General features: G+C 40.1%; 13 protein-coding genes and 1 rRNA gene. 1 reads left to right on the plus strand and 13 read right to left on the minus strand.

Translation table 11 applies throughout. The features are described 5' to 3' along the window. The 13 genes from BM163_RS12940 to spoIIE all read right to left on the minus strand — a co-directional run. Positions 1-206, minus strand: a 16S ribosomal RNA gene (locus tag BM163_RS12940); the annotation flags it as partial. 335 nt (positions 207-541) lie between these two features. Further along, positions 542-2,026, minus strand: coding sequence for a lysine--tRNA ligase (gene lysS, locus BM163_RS12945; RefSeq protein WP_089803600.1), 1,485 nt, complete (start codon positions 2,024-2,026; stop codon positions 542-544). A 197-nt stretch (positions 2,027-2,223) separates the two neighbouring features. Beyond that, positions 2,224-2,715, minus strand: coding sequence for a 2-amino-4-hydroxy-6-hydroxymethyldihydropteridine diphosphokinase (gene folK, locus BM163_RS12950; protein WP_089803601.1), 492 nt, complete (start codon positions 2,713-2,715; stop codon positions 2,224-2,226). Continuing rightward, complete coding sequence (folB, locus tag BM163_RS12955; RefSeq protein WP_089803602.1) at positions 2,708-3,076, minus strand: dihydroneopterin aldolase; 369 nt, start codon at positions 3,074-3,076, stop codon at positions 2,708-2,710. The genes folK and folB overlap by 8 nt, the downstream gene beginning before the upstream one ends. After that, positions 3,069-3,905, minus strand: a complete 837-nt coding sequence (gene folP, locus BM163_RS12960) for a dihydropteroate synthase (protein ID WP_089803603.1) — start codon at positions 3,903-3,905, stop codon at positions 3,069-3,071. Before folP ends, folB begins: the two co-directional genes overlap by 8 nt. 145 nt (positions 3,906-4,050) lie before the next feature. Next, positions 4,051-4,977 (minus strand): cysteine synthase A, encoded by a 927-nt coding sequence (gene cysK, locus BM163_RS12965; protein ID WP_089803604.1) that lies wholly within the window; start codon positions 4,975-4,977, stop codon positions 4,051-4,053. Positions 4,978-5,048: 71 nt separating this feature from the next. Beyond that, positions 5,049-5,933 (minus strand): peptidyl-prolyl cis-trans isomerase, encoded by an 885-nt coding sequence (locus tag BM163_RS12970; protein ID WP_089803605.1) that lies wholly within the window; start codon positions 5,931-5,933, stop codon positions 5,049-5,051. Positions 5,934-5,951: 18 nt separating this feature from the next. Further along, positions 5,952-6,833 carry an Hsp33 family molecular chaperone HslO gene (hslO, locus tag BM163_RS12975; protein WP_089803606.1) on the minus strand — a complete coding sequence of 294 codons (882 nt, stop codon included), beginning with the start codon at positions 6,831-6,833 and terminating at the stop codon, positions 5,952-5,954. Between the two features lie 34 nt (positions 6,834-6,867). After that, positions 6,868-7,644, minus strand: coding sequence for a type III pantothenate kinase (locus tag BM163_RS12980; protein WP_089803607.1), 777 nt, complete (start codon positions 7,642-7,644; stop codon positions 6,868-6,870). Between the two features lie 158 nt (positions 7,645-7,802). Further along, complete coding sequence (ftsH, locus tag BM163_RS12985) at positions 7,803-9,809, minus strand: ATP-dependent zinc metalloprotease FtsH (RefSeq protein ID WP_089803608.1); 2,007 nt, start codon at positions 9,807-9,809, stop codon at positions 7,803-7,805. Positions 9,810-9,937: 128 nt separating this feature from the next. Then, a complete protein-coding gene (gene hpt, locus BM163_RS12990) occupies positions 9,938-10,489 on the minus strand; it encodes a hypoxanthine phosphoribosyltransferase (protein WP_089803609.1) in 552 nt (183 codons plus the stop codon). Between the two features lie 18 nt (positions 10,490-10,507). Further along, entirely contained in the window at positions 10,508-11,881 is a 1,374-nt protein-coding gene (gene tilS / locus BM163_RS12995; protein ID WP_089803610.1) for a tRNA lysidine(34) synthetase TilS, read from the minus strand. Positions 11,882-12,054: 173 nt separating this feature from the next. Further along, on the minus strand, positions 12,055-14,433 hold the full coding sequence (gene spoIIE / locus BM163_RS13000) for a stage II sporulation protein E (protein WP_089803611.1): 2,379 nt from the start codon (positions 14,431-14,433) through the stop codon (positions 12,055-12,057). A gap of 214 nt (positions 14,434-14,647) precedes the next feature. Here spoIIE and BM163_RS13005 point away from each other — a divergent pair, with 214 nt between their 5' ends. Then, positions 14,648-15,250: a TetR/AcrR family transcriptional regulator gene (locus BM163_RS13005; RefSeq protein WP_089803612.1), complete on the plus strand. Its 603-nt coding sequence runs from the start codon at positions 14,648-14,650 to the stop codon at positions 15,248-15,250. The last annotated feature ends 358 nt before the right edge of the window (positions 15,251-15,608 follow it).

The following is a 15,608-nucleotide window of genomic DNA, read 5'->3' on the forward strand; positions in this document are numbered from 1 at the left end:
GAACGCACCGGTTATCCGGTATTAGCTCCTGTTTCCATGAGTTATCCCAGTCTTATAGGTAGGTTGCCCACGTGTTACTCACCCGTCCGCCGCTCATTCCACAAAGTATCACCCCGAAGGGATCTACTTAGTTTCCTGCGCTCGACTTGCATGTATTAGGCACGCCGCCAGCGTTCGTCCTGAGCCAAGATCAAACTCTCAATAAAATTGATGAGTAATACTTTACTCTGGTTTCAAGCACTAGCTTGTCTTACTTTATTTCTTAACTTACTGTGTGTGTTATTCAGTTTTCAATGGTCAATTATAAGTCGCTGTTCTTTCGGCGACAAGAAATATTATATAACATTTAGCTTGTCGATGTCAACAACTTTTTTAAAAATATTTCATCGCGCTTTGCATTACTAATTTGGCGACTTGATTAATATAACATCTCATAACGATATGGTCAAGTGTTTTTTAATAAAAAACCTCATTTGAGCGAATAGATATCCCTTCACTCAAATGAGATTCATCATGTTAGACATATCCAATCTACATTTACTTAGTCACGGTGACGCATTTGTGGGAAGAGTAACACGTCACGAATTGATGGTGCGTTCGTTAACAACATAACTAAACGATCGATACCGATGCCTAGTCCACCTGTTGGAGGCATACCGTACTCTAGCGCTTCTAAGAAATCTTCATCCATGTCATGTGCTTCATCATTACCAGCTTCTTTTTCTTTTACTTGAGATTCAAATCGTTCACGTTGATCAATTGGGTCATTGAGTTCAGAGAAAGCATTCGCATGCTCGCGACGAACGATAAAGAGCTCAAAACGATCCGTAAACCGACCATCTTCTTTATTTTTCTTTGCTAAAGGCGAAATCTCTACCGGGTGACCATATACAAATGTTGGTTGAACAAGATGCTCCTCCACTTTCTGCTCAAAGAATTCATTAAGCACATGTCCGAAAGTCATCGTGTCTTTAATATCAACACCATGCATTTTTGCAAGTTCCCGCGCTTTTTCATCACTCATTTGTTCAAAAAAGTCTACACCCGTAAATTCTTTAACGATTTCTGCCATATGCACTCTTTTCCACGCAGGCGCTAAATCTATTTGATCTTCTCCATATTGAACGGTCGTTGATCCTGTTACTTCTTTAGCGATATGCGCAACCATATTCTCAACAAGATTCATGACATCATGGTAATCTGCATAAGCTTCATAAAGTTCTAACATCGTAAATTCTGGATTGTGTCGTGTAGAAACTCCTTCATTTCTAAATACGCGACCAATTTCGTAAACTTTCTCTAATCCACCAACAATTAGGCGCTTTAAATGGAGCTCAATTGCGATACGCATATAAAGCGTCATGTCCAAAGCATTGTGGTGTGTAATGAACGGACGCGCCGCTGCTCCACCAGCAATACTATGCATCATCGGCGTTTCAACTTCTAAAAAGCCTGCTTCATTTAAGTAACTTCGCATCGATTGAATAATCTTACTTCGCATAATAAACGTTTCTTTACTTTCAGGATTTGTGATTAAATCCAAGTAACGCTGACGATAACGTTGTTCTACGTCTTTTAATCCATGAAACTTCTCCGGCAAAGGACGAAGCGATTTAGTTAATAGAAGAAACTCATCTACTTTAATAGATAACTCTCCGACATTTGTTTTAAAAACCGTTCCACTTACACCCACAATGTCACCTAAATCACTCGTGTTAAATAGTTGATATTTCTCGTCACCAATAGCATCTTTACGAACATACAATTGAATTTGTTCTGTCTGATCTTGAATGTGAGAAAATCCCGCTTTTCCTTTACCGCGCTTAGTCATGATTCGCCCCGCGATAGTTACACGAATAGACTGTTCCTCTAAACCTTCTTTTGTTTCACTAGCATAAGCCGCTTTAATTTCACTAGCTGTATGCGTGCGTTCAAATTTATCACCAAAAGGATCAATGCCTTGGTCGATTAACTGATTGAGTTTATCTAAACGCACCCGCATATGTTCATTTAATTCTTCTGACATGTTGATCACTCCCACTTTGTAATTTATATTCTGGTGTTTTCCCTTGCCTACTATAGCATATTTCCCGCAATTTTTCTTATGGATTTAAGTCGAATGAGGGCATATTTTTAAATACATTGTTTAGTCCTCATTATTAAAGGCGACCATACACGCACCTTTTACAAGTTACATAATTGCCCTAGCACATAATCTTCTAACTAGCCAAAACGAACCACACTTGCCACTTCACTTAATGGTAACTTTGCTAATGCTTCTTTTACCGTTAACGCCTTACCTCCAATTAATACATCTCCAGCGAGTTCATTGAACGGAACTAGCACAAAAGCACGTTCTGTCATACGTGGATGTGGGATGATTAAGTTCTCTGATTCTATATTGTCGTGATTATATAGCAAAATGTCAAGGTCTATCGTTCGTGGTCCCCAACGAATATCTCTTTTCCTACCTAATTCTTGCTCTACATTTTGAATAGCCTTTAACAATTCCTGTGGCGTTAAGGTCGTTTTAATCTGGACGACTTGATTCAAAAAAACATCTTGGTCTGTATAGCCAACAGGTTCCGTTTGATAAATTGATGAAGTTTTTATAACTTGAATCGCATCGTTAGCTCCTAACAAGAGATTCGCCCGCTCTAAATATTCAACCTTTGGCTCAATATTAGATCCTAAAGCAATATACGCATCAATCATTGTTACGCCCCCTCACAATCTCCACGGCAACCGAGTCATAGTGACCTGGTATAGGCGGTGTTGGTTTCGTTAGCTTGACCGTCAACTGTTTAATTTGTGGAAATTGCTTTAATACGGCTTCACTCACTTTTTCCGCCACCGCTTCTATCAGTTTTAACGGCTCACCTTCCACAATATATTTCACCGTCTCGTAAACATGACCATAATGAACAGTCTGAGACAAATCATCATTTTCACCAGCTTTAGCTAGGTCAAGCTCTAAAACTAGGTCCACCTTAAACACTTGCCCTAAAATATTCTCTTCCTTTAAAGCGCCGTGATAAGCATAAAAACTTAACCCATTTAAAAAGATTTTATCCATTTACCACTTCCCCCTTCCCAACAAGCACATCCATCATTTCAATAATCCGCTTCGTCATATCAACATTATGCACACGAACAAAATCAGCGCCATGCATTATACCGTAAGCTGTCGTTGCGGCGGTCGCCTCATCTCGCTCATTAACAGGGCGATTGGTCGCGTAATGAATAACAGACTTACGCGAAGTACCTAATAAGATAGGGTAGCCTAAATCTTTTAGAAAAGCCATACCTTTTAAGACGTGTAAATTTTCCGATTTCGTTTTTTGAAAACCAATCCCCGGGTCTACAATAATGTGCTCATCACTCAACCCGTGCGCTTTTGCAATATTAATACTTTCGATTAAATCACGTTTCACATCGTCAATCAACTCTTTATACTCAGGGTTCGTTCGATTATGCATAATAATCAGAGGGCAGTCGTACTGTTTGCATACCTCCGCAATTTTCGCATCATACTTCAACCCCCAAATATCGTTGATCATATCTGCACCAGCCGCTAATGCTGCTTTCGCGGTTTCGCTTTTAAATGTATCAATCGATAGATATACATCTGATATTTGTCTAATAGCCTGAACGACAGGAACAACACGGGCAATTTCCTCTTCAGTTGATACTGGTGTATAGCCCGGTCTAGTTGACTCACCACCAATATCAATTATATCGACACCTGAAGCAATCATATCTTTAGCTTGCATAATAGCCCGGTCAATTGAATCATATTTTCCACCATCCGAAAAGGAATCCGGTGTAACATTTAAAATACCCATAATCCATGTTTTTTTAGAAATATCAACCCGCTCACCACGCAAACGAATATACTGACGCATCTTAACCACTCCCTATTTACATTATATCAACGTTCTAAAATATCCGCCTCCCATTTTACCATGAATCATTCATTCGTACATTCTAGAAATACCAAAACAGCAAAAAAGCACCTACCCTGTTAAGGTACGTGCTTTTAGTTTTGACTTACTCTTCATCAAATTGGTACAGTGGTGTCGATAAATAACGCTCGCCATTACTCGGAATAATTGCTAGCACTTTCTTACCTTTACCTAACTTCTTCGCAATCTCTTTTGCGGCATAAAGCGCGGCTCCTGAAGAGACTCCACCAAGCAAGCCTTCCAATCGCGCGGCCTCACGCGCTGTCTCATAAGCTTGCTCATTTGTTACAGTAAAGATTTTATTGTACACCTCTGTATTTAATGTACCAGGAATAAAACCTGCACCTATCCCTTGAATCTTATGAGGCCCCGGTTCTCGCCCTGATAGCACCGCAGAGTTTTCTGGTTCCACAGCATAAATATCAATGTCTGGGTAATGATTTCTTAACACTTCACCAGCACCTGAAATAGTGCCACCAGTACCGATGCCACTGACAAAAGCATCAAGCTGATCACCCATTGCTTCTACAATTTCCGGTCCTGTCGTTAATTTGTGAATGGTTGGATTGGCCTTATTCTCGAACTGTTGCGGCATAAAATAACCATGCGCATCACGTAATTCTTCAGCTTTTTGAATAGCACCTTTCATCCCTTTTGACCCAGGTGTCAAGACAAGCTCTGCACCGTATGCACGCAATAGATTACGGCGCTCCAAGCTCATCGTATCAGGCATAATAAGTACCGCCTTATAACCTTTTGCTGCAGCAACCATCGCAATGCCAATACCTGTATTACCACTTGTTGGTTCAACAATCGTATCACCAGGCTTAATGTAACCATCTTTTTCTGCTTGTTCTATCATTGCATTCGCAATACGGTCTTTCACAGAACTCCCAGGGTTCATATACTCTAACTTTGCATACACCTCTGCATCTTCTGGTCCTGTTAAACGATTAAGCTTCACAATCGGGGTACGGCCAATTAAATCTGTCATCGATTGAGCAATTGTCATTTGAAACGCCTCCTAATTCCGAGTAATCTTATTTGAATTACTTGTATTATACACAAGCACTTACAAGCTTGTCAATAAATCCATTCAACATTTAGCTCTTCCCATAACGTTTGTTCACTTGGTAAATAAGCCAATTGTTCAATTGCTAGCTCCGTTCTAATATGCTCTCTGACATCATCTAGTGATAGACTCATTTCCAGTAAATCTCTACCTAAGTAAACAATGGCATATCCAGAACCTTTTTGAAACGGCTCACTATAACTGTATTCATCTAATGTATCTATACGCACTCTCTCGTTATTTGTTAAAAAGTTTGAGTCGTAGGAATAAAAACCACGGTATCCACCTGTTTTTAGTTGTTCTTCTGTCGTGGCATACTCACGTGCTAGCGCGTGAAAATCAGCACCACTCTCTAAAGCCGTATAAATATCTTCTGCTTCTTTTTGGCTATTTACTTCTATTTCAGACAGTTCAATCCAGCGACTGACCTCAAAATCTCCTGGGTGGGTAGTATAATATGCGGTAATTTCTTCATCTGTTATTGCTATATCACGGGTTAATAGCTGCTCCATTAATAAACGTGAACGTATCTCCTCACGCCATAACGTTTCCATAGAATCTACTTGCTCTTCTGGTAACTGACCATAGAGTGTATGCATCCGCAGAACTTCCATTTCAATCACTCGGTCGTTAATCACGACATTTTCGTTCTTACTGATTCTTTTGCTCACTTCATCCGTAATGAGTGATTCAAGCGCCACCTTTCCGTAATGGGCTTCTAGATAGCTCATCCAATCGTCAAACTCAATAGGGTCCCCATCGATTGTTGCTACTGGTTCATTACGGTCCACCGTCTCACTTTCAGGGTATTGTGTAACACTCGGTTCACGTGTTAAAAAATATGTAGCGCCATTAGTCAGAAGAATAATGGCAAGGAAAATAACTAATTTTTGCATGGGCGTTTTTTCACTCCTTTACTCTAGCTCTGACTGCTTTAACTCTGCTAGGTCTGCTTTAGTTAAGTGATAATGCTCGTTACAGAAATGACACGTTGCTTCCGCGCCACCATCTTCTTCAATCATTTGATCGATTTCTTCATCACCTAACCCACGGACAGCATTTTTAATTCGATCAATTGAGCATGAACAGTGAAATCTTACCGGTGATGTATCTAAAACTTTGACATGTTCTTCACCAAATATTTTAGCTAACATATCTTCTGGAGATAGACCTTGTTGAATCATCGATGAAATAGCTGGCATCTCAGCGATGTTCTTCTCAATCTGATCAATCATATCCTCTGTTGCCCCAGGCATAACTTGAACGATAAATCCACCTGCTGCAAGTATAGTATGATCCGGATTGACCAGGACACCTGCGCCAACAGCTGATGGTACTTGCTCAGACGTTGCAAAGTAATAAGTAAAGTCTTCACTTATTTCTCCAGAGACAATCGGTACTTGACCAGTGAAATGTTCTTTCAAACCTAAATCTTTTACAATACTCAATTGACCCTCTGTTCCAACAGCACGGCTCACATCAAGTTTTCCGTGTGCATTTAAGTCAAAATCGACATGCGGGTTTGTAATATATCCTCTGACATCACCCTTAGCATTCGCATCAGCAACAATCGGACCAACTGGACCTTTCCCCTCAATTTTAGCCGTAAGCTTATCTTCTCCTTTAAGCATTGCGCCCATCATTGCACTAACGGTCATTGTACGACCGAGCGCTGCTGAAGCTGTTGCCCACGTATCATGGCGTCGACGTGCTTCTTCCACTAATTCCGTAGATTTAATCGCAAAGGCTCTTACAGCCCCTTCATATGCTAAAGCTCTTACAATATAGTCTGACATAAACTTTCCCCTTTTCATTCTATCGTTTTCTATTTCACTTATGTTGTTTGATCGCATCATAAATAGACGCTAAACCTTTTAATGTTAACATCGGATCGACGTGATCAATCGTCCGCGATTCATCTGCGATGAGATGAGCCAACCCCCCGGTGGCAATCACGGTGGCATCTTTATGCCCTTCTCGTTTAAAACGCTCAACCATCGCATCTACTTGTCCGACATAACCAAAGTATAGTCCAGATTGCATCGCTTCAACCGTTGACTGACCAATCGCATTGGTTGGGTGAGTAATTTCAACTTTCGGTAACTTAGCCGCTTTCTCATATAGTGCTTCAAGCGACAGTTTAATACCCGGTAAAATAGCACCACCAACATAATGTTTCGTTTCATCAACATAACAAAAAGTTGTTGCTGTCCCAAAATCAATAATAATTAGCGGGGCGCCGTACGTATCAATTGCACCTACAGCATTGACAATCCGATCAGCGCCAATTTCCTTAGGGTGAGGGTAACGCATATTCAAATACGACTGAATCGGATAGTCGCCCACGATAATGGCTTCTTTTTTAAAATACTTCGCAACCATCTTTTCTAACGCATACATAATGGGAGGCACAACCGATGATATGATCACATCACTGACTACGCTGAACGTAAGTGAATGATAGCGAAATAGATGGTCTAACATCATCGCAAATTCATCTTCCGTTTTATGTCGATCTGTTTTAATTCGCCATTGGTACTCAATTTTCTTTTCTTCCAACAAACCGATGACTGTATTGGTATTTCCAACATCAATGACTAATAACATTTTTTCACCGTCTCTTCTTATCAAGAATATCATCCGTCACTATTTTACTGGTTTTTAGCAGTTGAAACAATCAAAAACACTTTTTCACGGTAAAAAACAAGAAGACAAAAGACCAGTTGGCAAGCAAGTACACGCTAACCAGACTGGTCTTTCCGTTATTATTGATCTTTCTGTTCGTCTCTTACTTCATCGATTGATGCTGGTTGTTCAACATCTTCCGTTTTAGCTTCTGAGGTGTCATTAGCATTTTCAACAGCTGTTTCCGTTGTTATTTCTTCTGCTTCAGCACGTTCCTCTTCTGTTGTTTCTTCTACTATCACATCGACTGGCTCATCGTCTGATTCAGATAATTGGCCCGTTTCATAAAGAGCCTTAATTTGACGTGCATCTAACGTTTCAACTTCAAGTAATGTCTGAGCAACAAGCTCTAACTTCTCACGATTTTCTGTTAGAATCTCTTTCGCCTTAGCATAGCAAGAATTAATCAAGCTTTGCATTTCTTGATCAATCAAGTAAGCAATTTGATCACTGTAGTTCGCTTCACTTTGCATGTCACGACCTAGGAAGACTTGACCGCTTCCACCACTAAATTGTGTTGGACCAATCTTATCGCTCATACCATACTCGGCAACCATCTTACGCGCGATACTTGTTGCACGTTGGAAGTCATTATGCGCTCCTGTTGATACCTCACCGAAGGTGATTTCTTCAGCAACACGACCGCCAAGTAAGCCTGTGATTTTATCTAAAAGCTCTGGTTTTGTCATAAAGTAACGGTCTTCACGTGGTAACATAACCGCATAACCGCCTGCTTGTCCACGCGGAACAATTGTTACCTTATGCACCATATCCGCCTCATCAAGCACCATACCAATAATCGTGTGACCACTCTCATGATAGGCTACAATGTTGCGTTCTTTTTCCGAAATAACACGGCTTTTTTTCGCTGGACCAGCAATGACTCGGTCAATCGCTTCATCCACATCCACCATTTCAATTTTCTTCTTATCTGTACGAGCAGCGACTAACGCAGCTTCATTAAGTAAGTTTTCTAAGTCCGCTCCTGAGAAACCTGGCGTTCGCATCGCAATTGTTTTTAAATCAACACCTTCATCTAAAGGCTTATTGCGCGCATGGACTTTTAATACTTCTTCACGACCTTTTAAGTCTGGACGATCCACCGTGATTTGGCGATCAAAACGACCCGGACGCAGTAACGCAGGATCTAAAATATCAGGTCTGTTTGTCGCAGCTATAATGATAATGCCTTCATTATCACCAAAGCCATCCATCTCAACTAATAACTGGTTTAATGTTTGTTCACGTTCATCATGACCGCCACCTACACCAGCGCCACGTTGACGACCAACAGCATCAATTTCATCAATAAAGATAATGCATGGTGCATTTTTCTTAGCATTTTCAAACAAGTCACGTACCCGCGATGCCCCTACACCGACAAACATCTCCACAAAGTCAGAACCACTAATAGAGAAAAACGGTACACCCGCTTCTCCAGCAACGGCACGCGCAAGTAAAGTTTTACCTGTACCTGGAGGTCCAACAAGTAGCACGCCCTTAGGTATTTTCGCCCCAATGGCCGTAAATTTACGCGGATCTTTCAAGAAGTCTACCACTTCAATAAGTTCTTGTTTTTCTTCATCCGCACCCGCAACATCAGTAAAGCGAACCTTTTTCTTTTCTTCTGAATACATCTTCGCTTTTGACTTACCGAAATTCATCACACGGTTTCCACCGCCTTGTGATTGATTCATCAGGAAAAAGAAGATCACAATGACAATGATAAACGGCGCAAGAGCTGTTAAGAAGCTAAGTAACGCGCTCGGTTGTTGCTCTTCTTTCACTGTAATCACCCCAAGGTTAGCTCCTTGAGCGTAAACAGACGTCACAATCTCTGACTGTTCAGGAATATTTGTAATAAAGGCTTGTTCTTCCTCACCTTTTAATACCCCAGTAATCCGCATGACCCCATTCGAAGGTCGCATATCCATTTCTTTTACTTCATCATTATTTAGCACTTCGATGAATTCATCGGCGCGCATTTCTTTTGTTTCATTTGTATTTCCCGTTATTAATGACATAACTGACATTAATACTAAGAAAATCACAGCATAAAACACTAAATTACGTGTTAATCGATTCATTTCATTCCTCCTCCCAAACGAGAAAAACTATAGTACATCGTATCACACACAATTCAACTCCTGCAACTGAAGTGAATTATGTGTAACGTCATGACACCGCTCTTTTTTCGTTTGATTATTGTCTCGTACTATTCCGCTTGATCTCCACCATAAATATGTGGCTTTAACACACCAATATATGGGAGGTTACGATATTTCTCTTGGTAGTCAAGACCATAGCCTACAACAAACTCATTAGGTACTTTAAAACCAACGACATCCGCTGTAATATTCGCTGTACGGCCTTCTGGTTTGTCTAATAATGTAACAATTTTAATTGATTTTGCTTTACGATATTTGAATAAGTCCACTAAATAGCTAAGGGTTAAGCCACTATCAATGATATCTTCAATAATTAAAATATCGCGCCCTTCGACTTTTGTATTTAAGTCTTTTTCGATCTTTACCTCACCTGATGATTTCATGCCACCACCGTAACTCGAGACATCCATAAAGTCCATCTCTAAGTATGTATCCATGTGGCGTAAAATATCCGACATAAAAGGAAGAGCACCTTTTAAAACACCTACAGCTAATGGGAAACGGTCACGGTATTCCTCACTAAGCGCCTTGCCTAATTCTTCACACTTTTGATCAATTTCTTCTTTCGTCACTAATATCTTCTCGATGTCGTTATGCATCATAATCCTCCTACATATTTAAGAATGTTTTTTTTGATACGTTAATTTCACATACTGTTTTGCTTTCACATGTGTATTTAAGAACGGTTTCGTGATTCCCAGCACCCAAACAACAGCATCTTCTTGATTAACCATTAGCGGCCACGTGTCTCTTTTGTGTTGAGGAATTTTCTTATCGATAAAAATCCGACTGACTTTTTTGTGTCCATCGATATGAGGAATATAGACGCTATCTCCGGGCTTACGTGTCCGAATATGATACGCACCTGACTCATACTGATCAACGGGTAGATAGAGACAATCCTTTGTTACTTCTCCTTGCTCATCTACCACTGATGCCACCAAAGGATAAAGTCGGTCTTTTTTATGATTGACTGCTTCTTCATAAGCGTTCCCGTTTTTAAAACTAAACATCAACCGATGATAAACTTGTCGCATCACAAGTCCTTCTGGTAAATCGACCGAACGATTACCTTCAGTATGTTGAAGCAAGCTAAAAAAAGCTGTTTCATGTTTATAGCTTAAACTAGATGGAAGTGTATCATACAGATAGTTTAATATTAGATGAAACAAGCGTCTTTGTAAAGCGCGAGCCTCTTTTTTTATCTCTTGCGTTTCAATTAAAATTGTCCGTTTCAATGCGTCTTTTTCAGCCAGACAGTCAAATCGTTTTAAGGCCTCTTGATTTAAGTAATCATCATCTTCTTTTAAGTGTGAGAGTAGTACCTCCGTTGTTTTAAGCAACTCCGGATTGAACTGTTTTAGCTTTGGAATAATGTGGTGCCTAATCGCATTTCGCCGATATCGGTCTTCTTGATTTGATGGATCTTCACGAAAAGGCACGTGTCTTTTTTTTAAATAATTGTAAATTTCTTCTTTAGATACAGCAAGCATCGGGCGTATCAATCGCTTTCCTTCAAACGGCCGCGTAACAGGTATGCCCATTAAAGCGCGTGGATCTGTCGATCGAACGATCTGCATTAACAGCGATTCTACTTGATCATCGGCATGATGCGCTAGCACCAGGCTATCACACTTTTGGGTATGCATAATTTCTTTTAGCACCTGATAACGCATCTCTCTTGCTGCGACTTGCGTTCCTACTCGATGCGTTTTTTTATATAATGACACATCAACGTCTCGACCTACTACTGTGATGTGTCTTGCGTGGCAATAATTTTCAACGAAGGCGCGATCTAATTTAGATTCTTCTCCACGCAATTGGTGATCAATCGTCGCCACAACGAGAGAAAGCTCCATCGGTAATGCCAAGTGCGTAAACGCATCCAGCATTGCCATTGAATCTGCCCCTCCACTAACAGCAAGAAGCACGCGCTCTCCTTTAACTAACAACTTCTTTTCAGTTATATATTTTTCGATTTTGTTTAACATCAATGATTACCTTCTTTATCATGGCTTTATTTTATCCACTTTAGTCTACCTTAACGAACTAATTTCACGCAAGTATGGAACAATCAAGAATCGATTCTCGAGCCATAAAAAACACATGGCATTATGAAGATAAAAATACCCGACACATAGCCGTAGCCACGTATCAGGTATTTTCAGCCGTAACAATATTGTTCAATGGCTTGTTGGGGAATAGATTGCCACTTATTCTTAAATCGATCAAGGCGGGCCACAATCACTGTCATATCATCAACAATATGTTGATGATTATCTATAATCGCTTGATCTAAAAGCCAATCCGCGATTGCTTGTGGGTCGTTAATATGTAAATCTTCTATTAATTGTTGTACCACTTCTTCGCGTTTCTCGATAATACCATCACTCATCATAATCAAAAGATCACCTTCTTTTAGCGTCACTTCAATTTTATCTACTTCTACATCTTCAATGATACCGATTGGAAGGTTCATTGATGTGATCGTGTCAACTGTTTTCTTTCGTTTAATAAAACTTGTCGCCGCTCCTACTTTAACACACTGAAGCCTGCCTGATTGTAAGTCGATCATCGCCAGGTCAAGTGTCGCATACATATCAAAATTTTGCCTCAACGATAACAATTGATTGATAGATTGAATCGCAATCACTTCATCCATACCAGACTGAAGGATCTGTTTTAATAAATGTAGCGTCTGCATACTCTCACGTTGCGCTTTGCGCCCATTTCCCATCCCATCACTAATAGCGAGTACATGTTTTCCTTTAGTCACATCCATCGTTTGATAACTATCACCTGAAATAAATCCACCTCCCTTCGCTGCATGACTCACTCCTATATTTAACATGTAATGTCTCGCTGATTTAAAGACAAAGAAATGCTGATGGTCTGGGAGCGTATTAATCACGTCATCGGCAACGACGATATCGTCTGATAATACATCCGACAACACAGGGGCTATTAATTTCACCGCTTCATCAAAATAACGTTTAGCTATAATCGTTAATTCAAGATCGACGTCACCTTGTTCGAGTGAGTAAATCGTTAATTTCTCAACAGATATACCTAACTGCCTAAGCATACGAAGTATATCGCGCTCTTGTGATTCATAGTGCTGACCATCTTTCATTACTTCTTTCGCGAAATTATTCATCACCTTGGACACACCTACTAATTGATCCTTCACCAACATATGAGCATTGTGTTGTTGCCTCATGAGTTCTCTTGTTAATTGTTGTTGGAGTTGCATTTCTTTGATGACTGAGATAACCTTCTGTTTTTTGATACACGTTTTAAGCGGTGCTTCAACAGCATCGACGCTAGCTCCATCTTTAAGTAAGTTACTCACCATCATAACGTTTACCATCGCATTGCCTTCATCTTCTCCTAAACACCATTCGCGCTTTAGACAGTTGGCGCACGCCTTTTTTACTACATCCGCACAGAAATCATTTGATCCACATGCATCAGATGTCCCCATTGATTCTGAGAGACTTTTAAAAATATCCGCAAACTGCGTCATTTGATGTGACGTGACCTCTCTTAAATCCTTTAAATAGCGCTGTTGGAGGTCAATCGCATCGGCTGATGTTGGCAATGTTTCTGCTAATTGCTTAAGCTTCTTTTTCGGAATCGCCATAAATAGACCCGTTCCAATAACTGTCTGTGTAAGAGAAAAAGTAAGCGAGACATCCATAACATAAAGACTAAAAAGACCCGTTGTAACAAGTGAAAGTATGATTAAACTGATTCGTTTTTTACCTTTTAACAGCCCAGAAATAAGCCCTAGCGTTGCAAGAAGCATCATCTCAGATACATACGCCTCATGTAAAAAGCTAAATAAAATACTCGCAACAACACCCCCCGTCGCACCAACCAACATGCCGCCGCTATAACCTAGACTAAGCACTAACAAGCGGGTAATAATGGTTGCTACGTTAAATATCGGGCCTGAAAAACCGTTTAAGCCACTAAGTATGCCCAGACCAAATACTAACAAACTAAACATCTGTTCATAGGTCCATTTTGTCTTAGCGCCGAATTCTAATTGAAAGATTTCTTTAAAAACGCGAAAGGCCATTGCCGTAAGTAAAGCATCAATCGCACCTAAGGTTAACGTAAGAACTGCTAACGAATCAGCATACAAGCCAACCGTCAGGTGACTTATAAACTGAATGACCGCTAAAAGAATAGGCGTCATTTGTCGACGTTCAAAAAGACCCAGCGTTTCACATAAGACACATAATATAAGACGTATACACATAAGGTAAACAAGCGAACCACCTGCTGTGTAACTACTTAAAAGACCGATCACCAACAACCATCGTCCATGCTTTTTATCCCGTCGATACATGTGGAGATAGTACGGTAATAAAAAGGGGCTAAGGACATCAAATATAAGTGCCCGCGCTAAAACTATGACCAATAAGAGATCAAAAAAACGTCGCTGTGTTAAACGTCGGTTCACGCATCTCTTTGTCTTGTTCTTACGCCTATAAGAGACATGAGGTATTCTCTGTTCATATGTAGCAGATCTCATCACATTATTCGCTCCTCTATTAGCTTAATCTTTCTCGATTAAACCATAACTAAAGAGCAGAACTTGTCAAAACACGTAAGCACATGAGCTAAACTTTCCGAGTAATTCCTCAGCCCTTAAACAAAATTAGACACCGCGTTTCAAATTAGACTTGACTAGTTTTTACAAACAAAATAGACTATGAACTAACCGTGTAGAGAGGATCGTGCAAACAATGGAACATAATCATTTAACGACGCGACAATTAAAAGCGTTAGAAACAAAAGAGGCGCTATATCAAGCAGCTATCAAACTATTCACTGAAAAAGGCTATGAGAATGTTGTGGTGGAAGAAATCACCACTTTGGCCAACACCGCAAAAGGGACTTTTTACAATCATTTCCCTTCTAAAAAAGACGTGTTATACCATACATTCCAAAAATTTGATGATATATACCGTGAAGCTTATGAAGCTACCCAAGCACTTCCAACTTTTAAAGACCGCTTACTTACCTTTATTGGCTTCGCCTATAAAAAAATTGATGCACTCGGAAAAAAGATTCCTTGGGCCTTGTATCATAATAGTATGTTGGATTCATCACCACTCATTTTAAGTAATAACCGCACGTTGTATCAGATTATATATCAATTTGTCGATGAAGGAATACAAGCAGGCGAATTAAGCAGCTTCTATGATACCGCTTATTATGTTGATCTCATTAAAACACAGTTAGTTGGCATTGATTATCGTTGGTGCGTCTCATCAGATATTGATCATTTTTCACAATTTGCTGTAAAGAACATCGCCTGTTTCTTAAATGGACTGATGCACACTTAACGATCACTTTCATCAATATAGAAAGTGATCGTTTTTATCGCTTTAGGGCGAGAAGACACCTTCCTCAAGTGTGTCAGCACTAGGTGGGTGATGAATCGCTTGTTTTGAATATTTTTGAAGTGACAAACATATATTCCGCATGGTATAATTAAAGCACTAACAGTGACCGTCACAAAACCAAGGGAGGGTGGGTATCATGGGCATGAAGGCCATTTTTTCAAATCGCTTATATAAGCATAAAATCGATCCTGATTTTGTGATGTCCATGGATCACACCCTCCGGGTGTTTAATCAAGCCAAACATTTTCGCTATCAAACGGAGGTCCGGGAGCTTAGGGGCTCGAAAGCGAAAAGTTCC

The organism is Halolactibacillus alkaliphilus (assembly GCF_900115465.1).
Classification (GTDB): Bacteria; Bacillota; Bacilli; order Bacillales; family Amphibacillaceae; genus Halolactibacillus; species Halolactibacillus alkaliphilus.

What these genes read in the sequence shown, in the direction of transcription:
- folP (WP_089803603.1), bottom strand. Translation starts at nt 3,905, where the DNA reads ATGCGTCAGTATATTCGTTTGCGTGGTGAGCGGGTTGATATTTCTAAA.
- hpt (WP_089803609.1), bottom strand. Translation starts at nt 10,489, where the DNA reads ATGCATAACGACATCGAGAAGATATTAGTGACGAAAGAAGAAATTGAT.
- BM163_RS13005 (WP_089803612.1), top strand. Translation starts at nt 14,648, where the DNA reads ATGGAACATAATCATTTAACGACGCGACAATTAAAAGCGTTAGAAACA.
- folK (WP_089803601.1), bottom strand. Translation starts at nt 2,715, where the DNA reads ATGATTGATGCGTATATTGCTTTAGGATCTAATATTGAGCCAAAGGTT.
- folB (WP_089803602.1), bottom strand. Translation starts at nt 3,076, where the DNA reads ATGGATAAAATCTTTTTAAATGGGTTAAGTTTTTATGCTTATCACGGC.
- BM163_RS12970 (WP_089803605.1), bottom strand. Translation starts at nt 5,933, where the DNA reads ATGCAAAAATTAGTTATTTTCCTTGCCATTATTCTTCTGACTAATGGC.
- cysK (WP_089803604.1), bottom strand. Translation starts at nt 4,977, where the DNA reads ATGACAATTGCTCAATCGATGACAGATTTAATTGGCCGTACCCCGATT.
- tilS (WP_089803610.1), bottom strand. Translation starts at nt 11,881, where the DNA reads ATGTTAAACAAAATCGAAAAATATATAACTGAAAAGAAGTTGTTAGTT.
- BM163_RS12980 (WP_089803607.1), bottom strand. Translation starts at nt 7,644, where the DNA reads ATGTTATTAGTCATTGATGTTGGAAATACCAATACAGTCATCGGTTTG.
- spoIIE (WP_089803611.1), bottom strand. Translation starts at nt 14,433, where the DNA reads ATGAGATCTGCTACATATGAACAGAGAATACCTCATGTCTCTTATAGG.
- hslO (WP_089803606.1), bottom strand. Translation starts at nt 6,833, where the DNA reads ATGTCAGACTATATTGTAAGAGCTTTAGCATATGAAGGGGCTGTAAGA.
- ftsH (WP_089803608.1), bottom strand. Translation starts at nt 9,809, where the DNA reads ATGAATCGATTAACACGTAATTTAGTGTTTTATGCTGTGATTTTCTTA.
- lysS (WP_089803600.1), bottom strand. Translation starts at nt 2,026, where the DNA reads ATGTCAGAAGAATTAAATGAACATATGCGGGTGCGTTTAGATAAACTC.